Source organism: Gordonia jacobaea (genome assembly GCF_965344965.1).
In the GTDB taxonomy this organism is placed as follows: domain Bacteria; phylum Actinomycetota; class Actinomycetes; order Mycobacteriales; family Mycobacteriaceae; genus Gordonia; species Gordonia jacobaea.
This window is the reverse complement of record NZ_CBDRLS010000002.1, coordinates 179,323-196,646: the sequence shown is the minus strand read 5'-3', so window position 1 is coordinate 196,646 and position 17,324 is coordinate 179,323. Positions and strand designations below refer to the sequence as shown.

Annotated in this window: 17 protein-coding genes; 10 read left to right on the top strand and 7 right to left on the bottom strand. The window is 65.6% G+C overall.

What is annotated here, in order from left to right:
• Nucleotides 1-12 precede the first annotated feature (12 nt).
• The gene (locus ACRVY7_RS07010; RefSeq protein ID WP_431816533.1) at nt 13-921 is read left to right on the top strand and encodes a serine/threonine protein kinase; all 909 of its coding nucleotides are present in this window, start codon (nt 13-15) and stop codon (nt 919-921) included.
• Nucleotides 918-1,490 carry a hypothetical protein gene (locus tag ACRVY7_RS07005; RefSeq protein ID WP_431816532.1) on the top strand — a complete coding sequence of 191 codons (573 nt, stop codon included), beginning with the start codon at nt 918-920 and terminating at the stop codon, nt 1,488-1,490. Before ACRVY7_RS07010 ends, ACRVY7_RS07005 begins: the two co-directional genes overlap by 4 nt.
• Here ACRVY7_RS07005 and ACRVY7_RS07000 read toward each other — a convergent pair.
• Together ACRVY7_RS07000 and ACRVY7_RS06995 are read right to left on the bottom strand one after the other, a co-directional pair.
• Nucleotides 1,480-2,226 (bottom strand): DUF5134 domain-containing protein, encoded by a 747-nt coding sequence (locus ACRVY7_RS07000; RefSeq protein WP_431816531.1) that lies wholly within the window; start codon nt 2,224-2,226, stop codon nt 1,480-1,482. The two genes, ACRVY7_RS07005 and ACRVY7_RS07000, sit on opposite strands and share 11 nt — an antisense overlap.
• Complete coding sequence (locus ACRVY7_RS06995) at nt 2,223-3,734, bottom strand: PepSY-associated TM helix domain-containing protein (RefSeq protein ID WP_431816530.1); 1,512 nt, start codon at nt 3,732-3,734, stop codon at nt 2,223-2,225. Before ACRVY7_RS06995 ends, ACRVY7_RS07000 begins: the two co-directional genes overlap by 4 nt.
• A gap of 288 nt (nt 3,735-4,022) precedes the next feature.
• On the opposite strand from ACRVY7_RS06995, the gene ACRVY7_RS06990 reads away from it, so the two are divergent.
• From ACRVY7_RS06990 to ACRVY7_RS06970, 5 genes are all read left to right on the top strand, one after another.
• Nucleotides 4,023-5,684 (top strand): flavin monoamine oxidase family protein, encoded by a 1,662-nt coding sequence (locus ACRVY7_RS06990; RefSeq protein ID WP_431816529.1) that lies wholly within the window; start codon nt 4,023-4,025, stop codon nt 5,682-5,684.
• 45 nt (nt 5,685-5,729) lie between these two features.
• Nucleotides 5,730-6,527, top strand: coding sequence for a carbon-nitrogen hydrolase family protein (locus tag ACRVY7_RS06985; protein ID WP_431816528.1), 798 nt, complete (start codon nt 5,730-5,732; stop codon nt 6,525-6,527).
• A 357-nt stretch (nt 6,528-6,884) separates the two neighbouring features.
• Nucleotides 6,885-7,652 carry a hypothetical protein gene (locus ACRVY7_RS06980; RefSeq protein ID WP_235434338.1) on the top strand — a complete coding sequence of 256 codons (768 nt, stop codon included), beginning with the start codon at nt 6,885-6,887 and terminating at the stop codon, nt 7,650-7,652.
• Between the two features lie 54 nt (nt 7,653-7,706).
• Nucleotides 7,707-8,912 carry a DNA polymerase IV gene (locus ACRVY7_RS06975; RefSeq protein ID WP_431816527.1) on the top strand — a complete coding sequence of 402 codons (1,206 nt, stop codon included), beginning with the start codon at nt 7,707-7,709 and terminating at the stop codon, nt 8,910-8,912.
• Nucleotides 8,912-9,880 carry an esterase/lipase family protein gene (locus ACRVY7_RS06970; RefSeq protein ID WP_431816526.1) on the top strand — a complete coding sequence of 323 codons (969 nt, stop codon included), beginning with the start codon at nt 8,912-8,914 and terminating at the stop codon, nt 9,878-9,880. Before ACRVY7_RS06975 ends, ACRVY7_RS06970 begins: the two co-directional genes overlap by 1 nt.
• Here the strand turns inward: ACRVY7_RS06970 and ACRVY7_RS06965 are convergent.
• From ACRVY7_RS06965 to ACRVY7_RS06950, 4 genes are all read right to left on the bottom strand, one after another.
• Nucleotides 9,877-11,517, bottom strand: a complete 1,641-nt coding sequence (locus tag ACRVY7_RS06965; RefSeq protein ID WP_431816525.1) for a SulP family inorganic anion transporter — start codon at nt 11,515-11,517, stop codon at nt 9,877-9,879. The two genes, ACRVY7_RS06970 and ACRVY7_RS06965, sit on opposite strands and share 4 nt — an antisense overlap.
• 65 nt (nt 11,518-11,582) lie before the next feature.
• Nucleotides 11,583-11,945, bottom strand: coding sequence for an ArsR/SmtB family transcription factor (locus ACRVY7_RS06960; RefSeq protein WP_064866717.1), 363 nt, complete (start codon nt 11,943-11,945; stop codon nt 11,583-11,585).
• Between the two features lie 108 nt (nt 11,946-12,053).
• Complete coding sequence (locus ACRVY7_RS06955) at nt 12,054-12,554, bottom strand: SixA phosphatase family protein (protein WP_064866715.1); 501 nt, start codon at nt 12,552-12,554, stop codon at nt 12,054-12,056.
• Nucleotides 12,551-12,901 carry a hypothetical protein gene (locus ACRVY7_RS06950; protein WP_431816524.1) on the bottom strand — a complete coding sequence of 117 codons (351 nt, stop codon included), beginning with the start codon at nt 12,899-12,901 and terminating at the stop codon, nt 12,551-12,553. Before ACRVY7_RS06950 ends, ACRVY7_RS06955 begins: the two co-directional genes overlap by 4 nt.
• Before the next feature lie 61 nt (nt 12,902-12,962).
• Here ACRVY7_RS06950 and ACRVY7_RS06945 point away from each other — a divergent pair, with 61 nt between their 5' ends.
• On the top strand, nt 12,963-13,832 hold the full coding sequence (locus ACRVY7_RS06945; RefSeq protein ID WP_431816523.1) for a DMT family transporter: 870 nt from the start codon (nt 12,963-12,965) through the stop codon (nt 13,830-13,832).
• A gap of 33 nt (nt 13,833-13,865) precedes the next feature.
• On the opposite strand, the gene ACRVY7_RS06940 is transcribed toward ACRVY7_RS06945, so the two are convergent.
• Nucleotides 13,866-14,324 (bottom strand): flavodoxin domain-containing protein, encoded by a 459-nt coding sequence (locus ACRVY7_RS06940; RefSeq protein ID WP_431816522.1) that lies wholly within the window; start codon nt 14,322-14,324, stop codon nt 13,866-13,868.
• Nucleotides 14,325-14,587: 263 nt separating this feature from the next.
• On the opposite strand from ACRVY7_RS06940, the gene ACRVY7_RS06935 reads away from it, so the two are divergent.
• Nucleotides 14,588-16,123, top strand: a complete 1,536-nt coding sequence (locus tag ACRVY7_RS06935; protein WP_064866707.1) for a CoA-acylating methylmalonate-semialdehyde dehydrogenase — start codon at nt 14,588-14,590, stop codon at nt 16,121-16,123.
• A gap of 5 nt (nt 16,124-16,128) precedes the next feature.
• Nucleotides 16,129-17,307: an acyl-CoA dehydrogenase family protein gene (locus tag ACRVY7_RS06930; RefSeq protein WP_431816521.1), complete on the top strand. Its 1,179-nt coding sequence runs from the start codon at nt 16,129-16,131 to the stop codon at nt 17,305-17,307.
• Nucleotides 17,308-17,324: the final 17 nt, after the last annotated feature.

Sequence of the window (17,324 nt, the reverse complement as noted above, 5' to 3'; positions counted from 1 at the left end):
AGGAGCCAGCCCATGACGACCGACCTGCACACCACGACCAACGACGTCGAGCCGGAGAACGACGACGGCGGAACTGACACCACCGCTACGCCCGCCGAGAAAGCTACTGCCGAGAAGCCCTCCGCAGGGAAGGCTGCTGCCGAGAAGGCTCCCGCCGCAAAGCCTTCTCCCGAAGAGTCTCCGGTCGAAAAGCCCTCAGCGCGAGCTCAGTTGGCCGAGTACCTGACGGTGCGTCGCCACCCCGTCGTCGCGGCGGTCAGCATGCTGTGCGTCGCCGCGCTGGTCGCGGTCGGCGTGCTCGCCTACCTCCTCGTGCAACGATCCGACGACCTCGCCGCCGAACGTCAACTGACCGCCGACAAACAGACAGCCGAGACCGTCGCGGGCAAGTACGCGGTCGGCGCGGCAACGTTCGACTTCAACAACCTGCAACCGTGGTCGGCAGCACTCAAGAACGGCACTGCGCCGGAACTCAATTCGCGCTTCGACGTCGCGGTGAGCACGCTGACACCACTCATCCAAGAGGTCCAATGGGTGCAGACCGCGAAGCTGATAGCGGCGAAAACTGTTGACATCAGGGCTGATCGGCAGTTCATCGTGCAGGTCTTCGTGTCGACGCACATGACGAGTACGCAGAATCCGAAGGGACTCAACACCGTCACCCCCTACACCATCACGCTCGACCGCGACAGCAAGTGGCTGATCACCGACGTCGCCGGGATGGCAGGCGCGGCGCAGGACGGCTCGTCGGGCAGCGGCACCCCGAATCTCACGCAGACAGACGCGGGCACCGGAACCCAGGGGACCGGAAATCAGGGCAGCAGCACTCAAGGAAATGGCAACCAGGGAAACAGTAACCAGGGGAGCGGCAACGGCACGGGCGGTCAGGCCCCGGCCGCCCCCGCGCAGCCGACACCGTGACCTCGTCCACAACCCCACCAAGCGGACGCCGCTGGTCGGTCGTGCTGCTCGTCGTGGCAACGGTGGGAGGCGTTGCCACGACGATGACGTGGGTTCGGGCGCAGGGGTCGGTCATTCCGGCGTCGACCGATCTGACCGACCAGGCCGTCACACGTTCGGGAGCACCCGAAGAGCTTGCCGCGCGCGGCGTCGTGAGTCTTGCCGGAGCGATCGCGCTGGTGGCAGCCTGCCTCCTCGTCGCGCTGGCGCTGTGGGCAGTCAGCCCGGGCTATCGGCACGCTCGCGCCGGGTACGCCGTGATCGGGGTGTCGGCGGTCGGCATCGCGGCGGTGGTGTGGTTCCTCATGGATGCGGCGGTGCATTCGTCGGTCTTCGGCGGGGCTGTCGACGTCCAGACCGACACCGTCGAGGTGTCCGCATGGCCCCCGATCACGCTGTGCTGCTTCGTGATCGCCTGTCTCGTGGGTGTGATGCTGGTGCCGCGAGCGGGTCGAGACGATCGCACACCAGCCAACGACGTTGCCGCAGAACCCTTTACGACGCCGCGTCCCCCAACGCTCAGAGCATGACGCCGAACATGATCGACATCCCCGCCGCCATGCAGATCTGCGAGATGTCACCCGCGAAGGCGAGTACATCCGACGTCGTGCCCGCGCGGCGTCGTCGATCGAGGTAGCGGTACAACCACACCACGGCGGCGATGGCGAAACCGATCGTGAGAATCCAGTTGATCGGCGTGATGTACGCCGGTTGGCTGGTGCCGGTCATGTCCATTCCCGGCATGTCCATGCCGCCCGAGCCGTGGTCGTGGGCGAGCACGAGCTCACCGAGCGCCGACGTGTATTCGACTGCGCCCGAAGCACTTGCCGAGGTGCTCCCAGGGAGCAGGCTTCCGTTCATCACGGCGTACATCCACGCCATCGCGCCCATCATGACCGCGTGGTAGACGGCGACAGATCGTCCGAACACCGAGTCGGTCGCGGGGACGCAACCACAGTTCGCCCCGCAGGTGCACACATCGCCACACCCGCATTCCGGTTCGGCGAGAACAGAACTCGGGAATGCGAGAGTCACCAGAAACCAGATGGCGGCGACGATGAAGAAGACCATCGGGCCTGTGGTCGGCCAGCTCATCGAGAACGGCCACGCCATCACGATCATCGCGACGGCCATGATCAGGTGCAGCACGTGTCCGACGTAGGCGGGCCAGCGAAGCGGTTGGCGCACCATTGCGTACACGGTCAACGCCGCAGAGATCGCGAACAGGATCGTGACGACCCAGCGGAGTGCGAGATTGTCGATCATCGGGCACTCTCGGTTGCTGCCGTAGCCGGTTGCTCATCGGACGGGCCGTGCTCGCTTCCGTGCGGAGGGGTCCCCGAACCGCGGCGCGAAGCAACGATGCCCCACACGGCGTCGACGATCACGAACAGCGCCAACGGAATTCCGAACCACGGCGCAAACCACCCGAGTACTGCGACCACGACGATGAGCGCAACCGCCTCACCGGGCAGGAGCGAACTCAGCGATCCTCGCCCCGGCGCCTTGGGCAGTCCACCTCTGGTGGGACGCCGCCGCCACCACATCAGGTAGCCGCGGACGATCACGCTGATCAGTCCGATTCCCAAGAGCACCAGGATGATCTGATTGATGATGCCGAAAAGGCCCATATGTGCGCTGATGGCCCAGTCGGTCATTTTCGCCATGAATGGCCACTGCGCGAAGTTCACCCGATCGGCGACAGCAAATGTCTTGGGGTCCACCGCGATCGCGTCGTACCGGGTGGGGAATCCGCGGTTGTTCTCGTTCACCGACCACGCCGCACCCTCCGCGGACGGCGGCGTGATGACCATCGGTGCGCGCAGACCCGCTTGCGTGGCGGTGTTGTCGACGGCGGTGAAGTCCGACGGCGTGATCGTCGGCGGGGCATCGGCTGTCGCATCACCCACGTGGTGATGACCTTCGCTCGACGACGCGGGCGATGTCGAGACCGCGGGTGTCGTCCACGACAGTTCGGTGCGCAACTCAGAAATGCTCGCACCCGCATACCGCGACCAACTCAATCCCGACGCCGACAGCGCTACGAGCCCGATGATGATCCACGTGCCGACGGCCCCGTGCCAGGTCAATGTTCGACGACGCTTCGGAGCGTCGCGGTCAGGGGTGAGCATACGGTTGAGCTTGTGGGTCCGTCGTCGATAGCCGATCCAGAGGACCAGCCCACCCAGCGCCGTCACCCAGAGCCAGCTCGCGGCGATCTCGCTGTAGTTGCGACCGACGACACCCAGGTGCAGGTTGCGGTGCAGGTCGTCGAACCACGTGCGTACCGGCAGCCATTCGCCCATCGTGGTCAGCGATCCGCGCACATCACCGGTGTACGGATCGACGAAGACGGTGCGCGTTCGGTCCGACGGCAGGTCGTCGACGCTCAGTGTCACCCGCGTCGTCGAGTCGGCCTTCGGCGCAGGCGTCACCGACGCGATGCTTCCCTCCGGATGAGCTCGACGCGCCGCAGCGACCTGATCGCCGAGCGGAAGCCGCTGTGTGCCGACATTGTCGACGGTGAGCTCATGGCTGTAGACGGCCCGGTCGACCTGCGGGATGAGTGCGTACAGCGTGCCGGTCACGGCCGCGACCAGTAGGAACGGGCCGATCAGGATTCCCGCGTAGAAATGCCAGCGCAGCAGGAGCGGACGCCACCGCTGTGCCGCCGACGGGGCAGGCCGCGCGCCTCGCGCATCACGATCTGGTTCGACGGTCTCGGACTCGGCTGGCTTGTCTGGCGCGGAATCCACGGGTGGAGGGCTGACCACGGCTTCGGTGACTTCCTTCTCGGGATGGCTGCACAGCCGCCGGTTTTCCGACGGCACTGTGAGGAGTAGTCGCCTCGGCCCCGCTTGCGGTTCCCGCAGATCTTGGATGACCTGGGTCACTGTCGACTGGGCGCTCGAGACCGTCGACCGTGCGCTCGAGACCGTCGACTGTGCGCTCGAGACTGTCGACTGTGCGCTCGAGACCGTCGACCGTGCGCTCCATCACGCCGACCGTGCGCGCGAGGCAGAAGTCCCGCACGTCAGCGCGCCAGACCATAGGGTTGATACGTGCAGCCAGACGCACCTGTCACCATCTTCGGCCCCGACTTCCCGTTCGCATACGACGACTGGATCAGCAATCCCGCGGGTCTCGGTCGTGTGCCCGACGACGCGCTGGGCGCGGAGGTCGCGATCATCGGCGCCGGTATGGCGGGCATGGTCGCCGCGTACGAGTTGATGAGGGTCGGTCTGCGGCCCGTCGTGTACGAGCCTGATCGCATCGGCGGACGGCTGCGCTCCGAGCAGTTCGTGCCGGGAGAGCCCGAGGTCGCCGAGCTCGGCGGCATGCGGTTCCCCGTCTCCTCGAGCGCGTTCTTCCACTATGTCGACGCGCTCGGTCTGCGCTCGCGCCCGTTCCCCAACCCGCTGACCGAGGCGGCGGGCAGCACCGTCATCGATCTCGGTGGCGAGACGTTCTACGCCGAGACGCTCGACGACCTGCCGCCGATCTACCGCGAGATCTCCGACGCCTGGGATTCTGCGCTCGAACGCATCGCGGGATTCTCTGCGCTGCAGGATGCGATCCGCGCTCGCGACACCGCGACGCTGAAATCGATGTGGAACGAACTCGTCCGAGAGTGGGACGACCGCAGCTTCTACGACTTCCTCGCGACGTCGAAAGAGTTCGGTAACGCGACCTTTCGGCATCGAGAGTTGTTCGGGCAGGTCGGATTCGGGACAGGCGGGTGGGATTCGGACTTCGGCAACTCGATGCTGGAGATCCTGCGCGTCGTCGTGACCAACTGTGACACCGACCAGCGGTTGATTGTCGGTGGGGCAGAACAGGTTCCGCGTCGACTGTGGTCGGCCACGCCTCATCGCATCGCGCACTGGCCGGTGGGGACGAGTCTGTCGTCGCTGCACAGTGGTGCGCCACGCGCGGGCGTTGCCGCGATCCGACGACTCGGCCCCGACCGCATCGAGGTCACCGACCGCTGGGGCGACTCGCGGGAGTTCTCCGCCGTGGTCGCCACCTGCCAGGCGTGGCTGTTGTCGACCGAGATCGAGTGCGACGAATCGTTGTTCAGCCAGGACCTCTGGATGGCGCTCGATCGCACCCGCTACATGCAGTCGTCGAAGACGTTCGTCATGGTCGACCGTCCCTTCTGGACCGACACCGACCCGGCGACTGGCCGTGACGTCTTGAGCATGACGCTCACCGATCGCCTCACCCGCGGCACCTACCTGTTCGACAACGGCCCCGACCGTCCCGGCGTCATCTGCCTCTCGTACACGTGGATGAGCGACGCGCTGAAAGTGCTGCCGCATCCGGTCGACCGCCGCGTCGAACTTTCACTCGCGGCACTGAAGAAGATCTACCCCGACCTCGACATCGCGTCGCACATCGTCGGCCGCCCGATCACCGTCTCGTGGGAGGACGACCCCAACTTCCTCGGTGCGTTCAAGGGCGCACTGCCCGGCCACTATCGCTATAACACCCGGATGTACAACCACTTTCACGGTCAAGAGAATCTGCCCGACGCCGAGCGGGGCATCTTCATCGCGGGCGACGACGTCTCGTTCACGCCCGCATGGGTCGAGGGTGCGGTGCAGACAGGCCTCAACGCGGTCTGGGGAGTGATCTCTCATTTCGGCGGCGCCTCGCACCCGTCCAATCCCGGGCCGGGTGATCTGTTCGCAGTACTCGGACCCATCGACATAGGGCCGTGACCGCCGTCGCGCCGGAATCGCGTCCCACCGCAGAAAGAGACTTGGATGACCACCGATCGACTACGAATTGCGTTGTGGCAGTGCCACTCTGTCGCCGACGACGTCGAGGGCAATCTCGACCGACTCGAGCAAGCTGCCGCGGAGGCCGCTGCACTCGACGCCGACCTGTTGATCACGCCCGAGATGTACCTGACCGGCTACAACATCGCGCCGAGCACCGCGCGACGCCTCGCCGACCCCGTCGACGGCAGGCTCGGCAACGCCGTCGGTGACGTCGCGCGTCGCACCCGGATCGCGATCCTGTACGGATGCGCCGAACTCGACGACTCGGCCGTCTACAACACCGTGAGACTCGTCGACGCGAACGGCATTTCCCTTGCCTCGCACCGGAAGACGCATCTGTTCGGCGACGTCGACCGCGACGCCGTGACCGCGGGTATCGCCCCGCCCCCGGTGATCGACATCGGCGGCTGGAGTCTCGGTCTGCTCATCTGCTACGAGGTCGAGTTCCCAGAACTGGTGCGCGACCTCGCGGTCCGTGGCGCCGAGGTGATCTGTGTTCCCACCGCCAACATGCCCGAGTTCGACGCCGTCCAGACGGTGCTGCTCCCGGCCCGTGCCCTGGAGAACACCGTCTATGTGGCATACGCGAACTACTGCGGCGTCGAGGGCGACCTCGCATACGGTGGCCTCAGCGAAGGCATTGGCCCGGACGGTCGGGTGCTCGCGCGTGCCGAGCGCGAACCAGAACTGCTGGTCGTCGACGTCGAGCGAAAAGTGCTCGACGACGCGCGCGAGCGATTCACCTATCTGGACGACAGACGCTCAGATTTGTTGTCGTAACGCGAGGCCTCTAGGGCGCGGCACATCATCCGTTGATTTCAATATGAAGTTTGGTTCAGCAATTATTCAGTCCTCGCATCTGCGCAGGTCGAAGGCGCTCTGTGAGACGCTTGGACCAATGTGTCGACAGTCACGTCGGGATGTGGACATGACCTACGGCCGTGTTCTACCGTTACCTACGGGTCAGTAAGCTACCGGCTGGTAGCGATGCTTTTGGGGTCACTTTCACCACGACGGTGTTCGCTAAAGCGTGCGCTCTGCTCGGCGGTGGTGGCCCCTTTTTCATGCTGATCTGTCATCCGATCGAGTGTCGACGAAGGGGGCGGGTTCATGACCGAGACGGCTACGGATATCGGAGTGTCCACACATACAGGACAGGTGCGTTCGAGGGGTTCGCGCTCGTCCGAAGCGCAGCGGCAGGGGCGAGGTGCGCGACGACAGCAACGCGCGCGCGCCTTCCTGCGGCCTGCGGTGTTGATCGAGGCGATCGAGGTCGAAAAGCTCATCGTCATACCCGGACTCGACGTTCTGCTCGCTGAGCCGGAACGCTTCGGACTGATCAACGAGACGTCGGCAGCGTTGCGTCAGGCGGTCGATCGGCACGAGACCGCGGTCGACGTGCTGATCGGCATGCTCATCGATTCGATCGGCGACGACGAGAGTGCCGCAGACCAACTCAACAATGCTCCCGTGGTGCTGCCGGTTCGGGCATTGCAGAGCATCGTCGACGACTACCGCGACAGCAACGACGTCGCGAAGGTCGACATGGTCCGGCTGGCCTTCCTCTTTGTTGCGGTTCATGCACTCACCGACCCGACGAACTGTGCGACGGCCTCCCGCAACCTCAACCTCGTGCCGCCGCCACTGCACCGCGACCGCGCTGTGCTCGGGCGGGTCATGGCCCACGCCCTGCCCACCTTCACAGCACGCGACCGCGACCTGTTCGCCGTGTACGTAAGCAAGGCGAGCGCGTTCTTCGCCGTCCCGGCTCCGGCATCGCCGACGTCCGAGGACGACGGTGCCACCGACCTCGCGATCGTCCGCTACAACGCCCACGCCCTGCGCACCAGTTGCCAGCACGTCGGGCTGGGCGGCAACGCTGTCCGCGTCGCCGGCTTGGGCTGACCAGCAGGGAACGTTTCGCGGCGCGGTGCGCAGCGCGACCGTAGGCTTTGACGTGTGAGCACCGACCGGCCGCAACGCTTCCGGTGGCTCCTGCACTTCGATCTCGACCAGTTCCAGGTCTCGGTCGAGCGTCTGCGGAGTCCCGAGCTCGCCGATGTCGCGCTCATCGTCGGTGGTAACGGCGACCCGTCGGAACCGCGCAAGGTCGTGACATGTGCGTCGTACGAGGCTCGCGCGCACGGCGTCCGCGCGGGCATGCCTCTGCGCACCGCGCACCGCAAGCTACCCGACGCCGTGTTCATCCCCCTCGACACGCAGGCATACGACGCCGCGTCGGCTGAGGTCATGGACACGATCCGCGGACTCGGGTATCCGGTCGAGGTGTGGGGCTGGGACGAGGCATACGTGGGCGTCGAAAGAGAGGGCATCGAAAGAGAGGGCGTCGAGAGAGAGGGCGTCGACGACGCCGCGATCACCGAGATCGCTACCCGCATGCGCACCGCGGTTCTCGGTGCAACCGGCCTCGACTCGTCTGTGGGGATCAGCGACAACAAACAGCGGGCGAAGATGGCCACCGAGTTCGCGAAGAAGCCCGACCGTCTGCCTCCGCGAGACCCCGCAGGCGTCTCGACCTTCCTGCCGGTGCAACCGTTGCCCGACAAGGTCTTTCTGCTCGACGACCGCAACTGGATCGAACTGATGGGGCAGCGTCCCACCAGGGATCTATGGAGTGTCGGACCCAAAACCGCGCAGAAACTCAGCGCCAACGACATCGACACCGTCGACGACTTGATCGCGACACCCCGCGACGACCTCATCTCCACATTCGGTCCGCACCAGGGCAATTGGCTCTACGTGCTGTGCCGGGGCCATGGCGACTCGACGATCACCGCAGAACCGTGGGAGGCGCGGTCGCACTCGAAGTCGCGGACCTTCCCGACCGATCTGACTTCGCCGGACGAGAAACACTCTGCGGCGCAACAATTGACACGAGAACTGCTCGACCAGGTGATCGACGAAGACCGCGTGCCGTTCCGGATTGCGGTCACCGTGCGGACGTCGACCTTCTACACCAGGACCAAGTCGCGCAAACTCGCCGCACCCACCCTCGACATCGCAGAACTCACGCCGGTCGTTCTCGATCTCCTCGACCGTTTCGACGCCGACCGCCCCGTGCGACTGCTCGGAGTACGCATGGATCTCGTACCCCTCGACGCTCAGCCCACCGCCGACACAGATCTCGACCTCGAGGTGACCTGATGCAGCAGAACAGAATTCGCTCAGTGTGGCCGGCCATCACGGTGACGTTGACAGCCGTGATCGCACTCGTGCTCGGCCCGGCGTCGGCCCACTCCGCGCCCCGGCTCCCCGTCACCTACAACTTTCTCGACGGCGCACGAGCAGAGCTCGCGCACGCGGGTGGTTCACTGCCGGGCACCAACGACTTCTCGTGCCGTCCGACGCCGCGCCATCCCCGACCCGTCGTCCTCGTACACGGCAGTGGTGGTGGGCAGCAGACGAATTGGGCGACGCTCGCACCCGTGTTGGCCAACGAGGGCTACTGTGTCTTCGCCCCAACATACGGAGCCCTCTCGACGCAATGGCCCGCATCGGCGCTCGGTGGCCTCGGCCCCAAAGAAGACAGCGCATGGCAACTCGCGTCGTTCATGTCGAAGGTCATGGCTGCGACGCACAGCGACCAGGTCGACGTCGTCGGGCATTCACTCGGTACCGAGATCCCCACCTATTGGATGAAGTACCTCGGCGGACGCGGCCATGTGGCGCACTACATCTCACTTGCCCCGTACTGGCGCCAGGGACCCGACGACGACGATGCTCGCGGTGAGGCGGTGGCCGAGTTCCGACGCGCGCTCGGTGTTCCGACACCGAAACGCCCGAACTGCGCCGACTGCGTTGCGCCGCCCCGCAATCTGGACTTCAACCACGCCGTTCGGCAGCCGACTCCCTACCTTCCCGGAGTGCGCTACACGAATATCGTCACCAGATTCGACGACATCGTCACGCCCTACTGGGTGGGAATTCTGCCGGGCGGTCCCGGGACGTCGGTACGCAACATAGAGTTACAGGACGGGTGCGACCGCGACTTCGCCGACCATCTGTCGATCGTGTCCGACCGTCGAGCGGTCGCGCACGTCCTCAACGCGCTCGACCCCGCACATCCGCGTCCGGTGCCGTGCGTGTTCGTGCCACCCATCACAGGTGGCTAGCCCGCAGGAGAGACCCGATCGTTCGCGACATGTTCGCGGGCATGGGTGATCGCGTCGTCGAGGTTGGTCATCAGATGATTCTCGTGACGGAGTTCGTCGATCACCCCGACGCCTTCGAGCAGCTTGAGATGGTCGTCCTGCACGCCCTTGATGATGACGGTGATTCCGCGACCCTCGAGGTCGGAGACGATCTCTGCGAGCGTGTGGGCCCCTGTCGCGTCGAGCATCCCGAGATGCGACATCCGGATGATCACCACCCGTACCGTGGCGTCGGAGTGGGCGCCGGACGAGATGGCCGTCGAGATGCGTTCTGCCGCACCGAAGAACATCGCTCCGTCGAGTCGGAGCAGTGCGATGGCCTCATCGCCCGGTTGTGCTGGTCCCGGTAGCTCTTCGCGCGTCACACTCGACCGCTTCGCGACCTGCCGCAGCGCGAAGAACGCTGCGACGACAATGCCGATCTGTACCGCCTCGATGAGGTCGAAGCACACGGTGATGACTGCCGTCACCGCGAAGATCAGAGCGTCGGATCGTGTGGAACGCATGATCTTTCGGACCGTCGACGACGAGATCATCCGGAAGCACGTCACCATGAGCACACCCGATAGCGCAGCCAGCGGGATCTGTGAGACGGGACCCGTTGCCAGGTACACCACTCCGAGAAGGAACACGGAGTGCACGATGGCCGACACACGTGTGCGTGCTCCCGAACGCACGTTGACCGCGGTCCGCGCGATCGCTCCGGTCGCGGGCATGCCGCCGAACATCCCCGACGCCACGGACGCGAGTCCCTGGCCGGTGAGTTCGCGGTCGGGATCGTATGGGCCGGTCGGCGACATCGTTGCGGCGACCCGTGCTGACAGCAGCGACTCGATCGCCGCGAGTGCTGCGATGGCAACAGCAGCTCCCGCAAGGGATTTCATGGTCGAGACGTCGAGGTGGGGTAGCGCGGGTGCAGGCAGATGTGAGGGGAGTTCGCCGATTCGACGCACCCCCAGGTGCATGAACCCGACGATCACGGTCACCAGGATGACGGCGGTCAACGACTCGGGAATGCTCCGATGGATGCGCGGCAACCCGACCATCAGCACGGCGATCACGGCGACGATTCCGAGGGTTTGGAGCGCGACGCCCCAGTCGGCATGTGTGACAACGTGAATCGCTGCCGGAAGAGTGCGTTCGCCTTTCGGTGCGTCGGCGCCGAACGCGGCGGGAACCTGCTGCAAGAAGATGATCACGGCGATGCCGAGTGTGAACCCCTCGATCACCGGCCATGGGATGAACGTGACAGCCCGCCCGAGGCCGACGGCTCCCGCGATCAGCACGATGAGCCCGGCCATCACCGTGACCAACGCGATCGACGAGATCCCGTGCGCCGCAACGATCGGCGCGAGGATCACGGCCATCGCACCCGTAGGGCCGGAGACCTGTACGTGCGAACCGCCGAAGATCGCGGCGACGAGGCCCGCGACGACAGCGGTGATCAGGCCCGCGGCCGCTCCGACGCCCGAACTGATACCGAAGGCAAGTGCCAGCGGGAGTGCGACGACGCCGACCGTGACGCCGGCGACGACGTCGGACTTCCACGAACGACGTAGCCCGGCGTAGTCGCCGGTGGTGGGGATGAGTCGCAGCATGCGGCGCGGGGCGATCGCATGCAGCCACGCTGAGCTTCGGCGCCTCGGCCCTGTGGCCGTCGCGCTCACTGTGCGACGACGGGCGGGAGCGCAGCCATCGAATCGAGTTGGTCGCGTTCAGCACCCAGCGTGTCGGCGAGGAAGCCGCGCGCGGTCACGAGAAGGTCCGCGACCTTGGGGTTCGCCAGGCTGTAGAAGACAGCGTTGCCGACGCGTTCGCTGTGCACCACGCGATGCCGCTTCAAGACGGCAAGGTGCTGCGACATCGTCGTCGGTTCGAGCCCAGTGATGGTGAGCAGTTCGCTGACGGGCGTCGGCCCACCGTTGGAGCTGAGCACCTCGAGCACGCGGATCCGAACCGGGTGCGCGAGTCCCTTGAACAGATTTGCCTTGATTTCGTAGAGCGGTTGCGGCCAGTTGGTCGTCATCTGCCGACCTCCTCGGTGATTGATGTGGGCGATGAAATGATGGATTGATAAATTGCGCAATCCATTGATAGCACTTCTGGCATCTCGGGTCGAGTCAGGTGTGACGTACTACGCCTCGGCGCGCGGTATCCGGACGCCGAGGAGTTCGGCATCGGGATCGGCGTCCAGGCCCAGGCGATCCCAGTCGAGGGTCACCGCTACCACGGCGTATGCCGAGGTCGGGAACCGTTCGATGTATCCATCCGGGTCGAGGGTGAGTGCCGTCTTCGGCATGCCCGGTTCGTGTCCGACGACGAGAACGGTCGACGCATCGGCCGGCGCGTACACCCGCACGACCTCCAGGATGTCGACGGGTGATCCGCCGTAGATTTCGTCGAGGAAGGTCGTCGGCGCGCTGATGCCGGTGCGCTCGAGCGTCTCGCGTGTGCGTGTCGCGGTCGAGCAGAGCACGGCGTCGACTCGGAGATCCTCTGAGCGAATCCACTCGCCTGCGAGCGCTGCTTCTCGACGGCCGCGGTCGGCGAGCGGGCGGTCGTGGTCGGCGACACCCGGCGGGTAACCGGACTTGCCGTGACGCATCAGTACCAGCGTGCGGGGTGCTGCGCTCATGCGATGTTCCGCGAGCGGCCTGCGCCGTGGTCGCCGCGCTGGCGGGCGTCGGCGATACGCAGCACCGTGACCGTGGCTCGCCACGCCGCGGACTCTTGCCGACAGAACTGCGCGTGGTCGTCGTCGCCCGTTGCCGACGCCTCGTCGGCCTGGGCGTCGAACTCGTAGGCCTCGTCGAGGCAGTCGGCGATGATCGACAGGACGGTCGTGTGGTCGGTGTGCGCGGCGTCGAGGACCTTCGTGATCGTCTCGGCGTCGAGGGTTGCGAGTTGCTCGAGTTCGGTCCGGAACCACGCGATCGCGCGTGCGTCGTCGTGCCCGGAAGTGCCGTGATGTGTGCCCCGCATCTCTTCAGATTAGTGGGGGACACCGACGCAAAGCCGCTACGACACCGTTAGCCTGGATTTCGTGCATTCCTGGCTTCCCGCGCTGCTGGCTACTGCCGCAGCACTCCTCATCGCCGGGGGTACGGTGCTCCGGCAGCGTGCCTCTCGGGCGTCGGGGGCCATCACGCCGGGCTGGTGGCTCGGAGCGGCGATCGCGATCGCCGGGTTCGCGCTCCAGGCGTCGGCTCTCGGATTGGGTTCGATACTGCTGGTCCAGCCGCTCGTCGTGCTGGCGGTGTTGTTCGCGTTGCCGCTCGAAGCGTGGGCCGACCATCGGCATCCGCAGGCCAAGGAGTGGGCCTGGGGTGCGATTCTCGTCGGCTGTGTCGCGACCTTCCTGCTCATCTCGCGCCCCGAGCCGTCGCTTCGACGACCCAACGACATGGTGGTGTGGGGGGCCGTCGCGGCGGTCGCGGCGGTCGTCGTCGGATGTGTCGTCCTTGCCGAGCGATCCACCCCGCACTACCGGGCACTGTTCTACGGACTGGCCGCGGGGACACTGTTCGGAGTGTCGGCGCTCCTGGTCAAGACGGTGGTGTACCAGGCGATACACCACGGCATCCACACCTTCGCCAAGCCCGAGGTCTACCTGCTGGTTCTGGTGGCAACGGGAGCCGTGGTGGCCCAGCAGAAGGGGTTCGGCGCGGGCGACCTGCAGACGTCGTTCCCGGCCATGAACGTGATGGAACCCGCGGTGGCGATGGCCCTCGGCGTGGTGCTCCTCGGTGAGAACCTCAAGGTGTCGGTGCCCACCGCGCTGTTCCTCGGGATCGTGCTCGCCGCGATGGTCCGATCCGTCGTCGAGCTCGCGAAATCGTCGGCAGTGCGAGGCGAAGAACGCGAAGCGCAACTGCGTGACTCGTCACCCTCGCCGATCCGCAGGGTCGCCTGACGGGAGTCGACGACGCCGCGCGTCCGGGGACGTTCAGGCGTCGACGGACTCGATCACGTTCGCGATGCCCTGCGCCCATTCGGTTGCGGCCTTCGCAGGCTTGATCGACGACGAGTTGTCGTGGCGGTGATGTTCTCCGACCTGGGTCGCTCCGTGGCGGGTGAGGAGCTCGGCCATGAGCTCGCCGCCGCGGTTGAAGGTCTCGCCGTAGATGGTGTCGCCGAGTCCGAACACGCCGAACCGCACGCCGGACAGGTCCGGGGTGGTTTCGGTGATCTCCTCGGCGAAGGGCTCGGCACCCGTCGGCAGTTCGCCCTCGCCGTAGGTCGAGCAGACGACGACGAGGAAGTCGTCGGGGTCGAGATCCTCGACGGCGAACTCGCTCATGTCGTAGATCGACGGATCGTGCTCGGCAGCCAGGACATCGGCGATGGCGTCGGCCACGAGCTCTCCGTTGCCGGTCTCGGTGCCGTAGAGGATGACGACGGACACGATCTACTCCCTTGATTCTTCGCTTGATGGATACGGGCGCGATCGACGGGCGATCGCAACCAAACGAAGGCTACCCTAAGTGGCCACTCGGGCACACCGGAGCCTTCTGCGGCTCCTTTGCCGGAAGGCGTTTACGAAATTACTTGGATGTCCTAGTATGTGTGAGTACAGGGTCTGATGGCTCACATCTCCCGGCCCCACAAGCGTCACGACACTCGACGTCCACAATCCGAACCTCCACAACCCAGAACAGGTGATCACCGGTGACCGCTGATGTATCCGTACCGTCCATTCCGCACTACCTCAACGGTGCGCGCGTCGAGGTGACAGATGGACGTCACGCCGACGTCTTCAACCCCAGCACCGGCGCGGTCCAGGCCTCCGTTCCCCTCGCGAGCACCGACGACGTCGCCGCCGCTGTCGCAACCGCCGTCGAAGCGCAGAAGGAGTGGGCCGCGTGGAACCCGCAGCGTCGCGCCCGCGTGTTGATGCGCTTCGTCGACCTTGTCAATCAGAACGCCGACGAGATCGCGACGACGCTCTCGCTCGAACACGGCAAGACGCACGCCGACGCCCTCGGCGACATCCAGCGCGGCGTCGAGGTCATCGAATTCGCCATCGGCATACCGCATTTGATCAAGGGTGAGTTCACCGAGGGTGCCGGCTCGGGCATCGATGTGCACTCGATCCGCCAGCCACTCGGCGTGGTCGCGGGCATCACTCCGTTCAACTTCCCGGCCATGATCCCGTTGTGGAAGGCCGGGCCGGCACTCGCATGCGGCAACGCCTTCATCCTCAAGCCGAGCGAGCGTGACCCGTCGGTTCCCGTGCGTCTCGCCGAATTGTTCACGCAGGCAGGTCTTCCCGACGGCGTGTTCCAGGTGGTGCACGGCGACAAGGAGGCCGTCGACGCACTGCTGAACCACCCGGAGGTCAAGGCGCTCGGTTTTGTCGGCAGCTCCGACATCGCGCAGTACATCTACTCAACCGCCGCCGCGAACGGCAAGCGCTCACAGTGTTTTGGCGGCGCCAAGAACCACATGATCATCATGCCCGACGCCAATCTCGACCAGGCCGCAGACGCGTTGATCGGTGCAGGCTACGGCAGTGCAGGCGAGCGCTGCATGGCGATCAGTGTCGCCGTCCCGGTCGGGGAGCAGACAGCAGAACGTTTGCGCGCCAAGTTGATCGACAAGGTCAACGCCCTGCGCGTCGGCCACAGCCTCGACCCCAAGGCCGACTACGGCCCGCTGGTCACGGCAGCGGCACTCGAGCGCGTCAAGGGCTACATCGGCAAGGGCGTCGAAGAGGGTGCAGAACTTGTCATCGACGGCCGCGACCGCAGCAGCGACGAACAGACCTATGGCGACGACGATCTGTCGAACGGCTTCTTCATCGGCCCGACGCTCTTCGATCACGTGACCAAGGACATGTCGATCTACACCGACGAGATCTTCGGGCCGGTGCTCTCGATCGTGCGCGCCGGCGACTACGAGGAGGCGCTCGCTCTCGCGTCGGATCACCAGTACGGCAACGGTGTCGCGATCTTCACCCAGGACGGCGACGCCGCCCGCGACTTCACCGCGCGTGTCGACGTCGGCATGGTCGGCGTCAACGTGCCGATCCCGGTTCCGGTGGCCTACTACACCTTTGGTGGTTGGAAGCGTTCCGGATTCGGCGATCTCAACCAGCACGGACCGAGTTCGATCCAGTTCTACACCAAGACCAAGACGGTCACGTCGCGCTGGCCGTCGGGCGTCAAGGACGGGGCCGAGTTCGTCATCCCGACGATGGACTGAGGGCGATGACGACCACCGCTTCGGCCGGAACCGCGGTCGGTCTCGACGACGACGAGCGGGTCATCGTCGAGACCGCCGCGGCATTCGCGGCCAAAAGGCTTGCGCCACATGCTCTCGAGTGGGACTCGACCGATCACTTCCCGGTCGAGGAGCTGCGCGAGGCGGCCCAACTCGGGATGGGCGCCATCTACTGCAACGAGGACGTCGGCGGAAGCGGACTGCGTCGACTCGACGGCGTGCGGATCTTCGAGCAACTCGCCTACGCAGATCCCGCGGTCGCCGCTTTCCTCTCCATCCACAACATGTGCACGTGGATGGTCGACAGTTACGGCACCGATGAGCAACGTGCGCACTGGATTCCACGCCTGGCGAGTATGGAGACCATCGCGAGCTACTGTCTGACCGAGCCGGGTGCGGGCTCCGATGCCGCGGCGCTGTCGACGCGCGCGGAGAAGGTCGGCGACCACTATGTGCTGTCCGGCGTCAAGCAGTTCATCTCCGGAGCCGGGTCGTCGGATCTGTATGTCGTCATGGCGCGCACGGGTGGCGACGGACCGAAGGGAATCTCGACGTTCCTCGTCGAAAAAGGCTCCGACGGGCTGAGTTTCGGCGCGCAGGAGCACAAGATGGGGTGGCACGCCCAGCCGACGGCGCAGGTCGTTCTCGACGAGGTGCGCGTGCCCGCCACCAACCTGCTCGGCGAGCAGGAGGGCATCGGCTTCGGCATCGCGATGAACGGGCTCAACGGGGGAAGGCTCAACATCGCGGCATCGTCTCTCGGTGGCGCCCAGGCCGCCTTCGACAAAGCGGCGTCGTACGTCGCGTCGCGAAAGGCATTTGGGAACAACCTGATCGACGAGCCGACGATCCGCTTCACCCTTGCCGACATGGCCACTTCGCTGCAGACCTCACGGTTGATGCTGTGGCACGCGGCGTCGTCTCTCGACGCGAATGCGCCCGACAAGGTGGAGCAGTGCGCAATGGCGAAGCGACACGTCACCGACGCCTGTTACACCGTCGCCGACCAGGCGCTGCAGCTTCACGGCGGATACGGCTACCTCACCGAGTACGGCATCGAGAAAATCGTCCGCGACCTGCGCGTGCACCGCATACTCGAGGGGACCAACGAGATCATGCGCGTCGTCGTGGGTAGGTCGGTGGCCGCACGGTTCCGCGAGTCCTGACCAACTCCACCTGACCA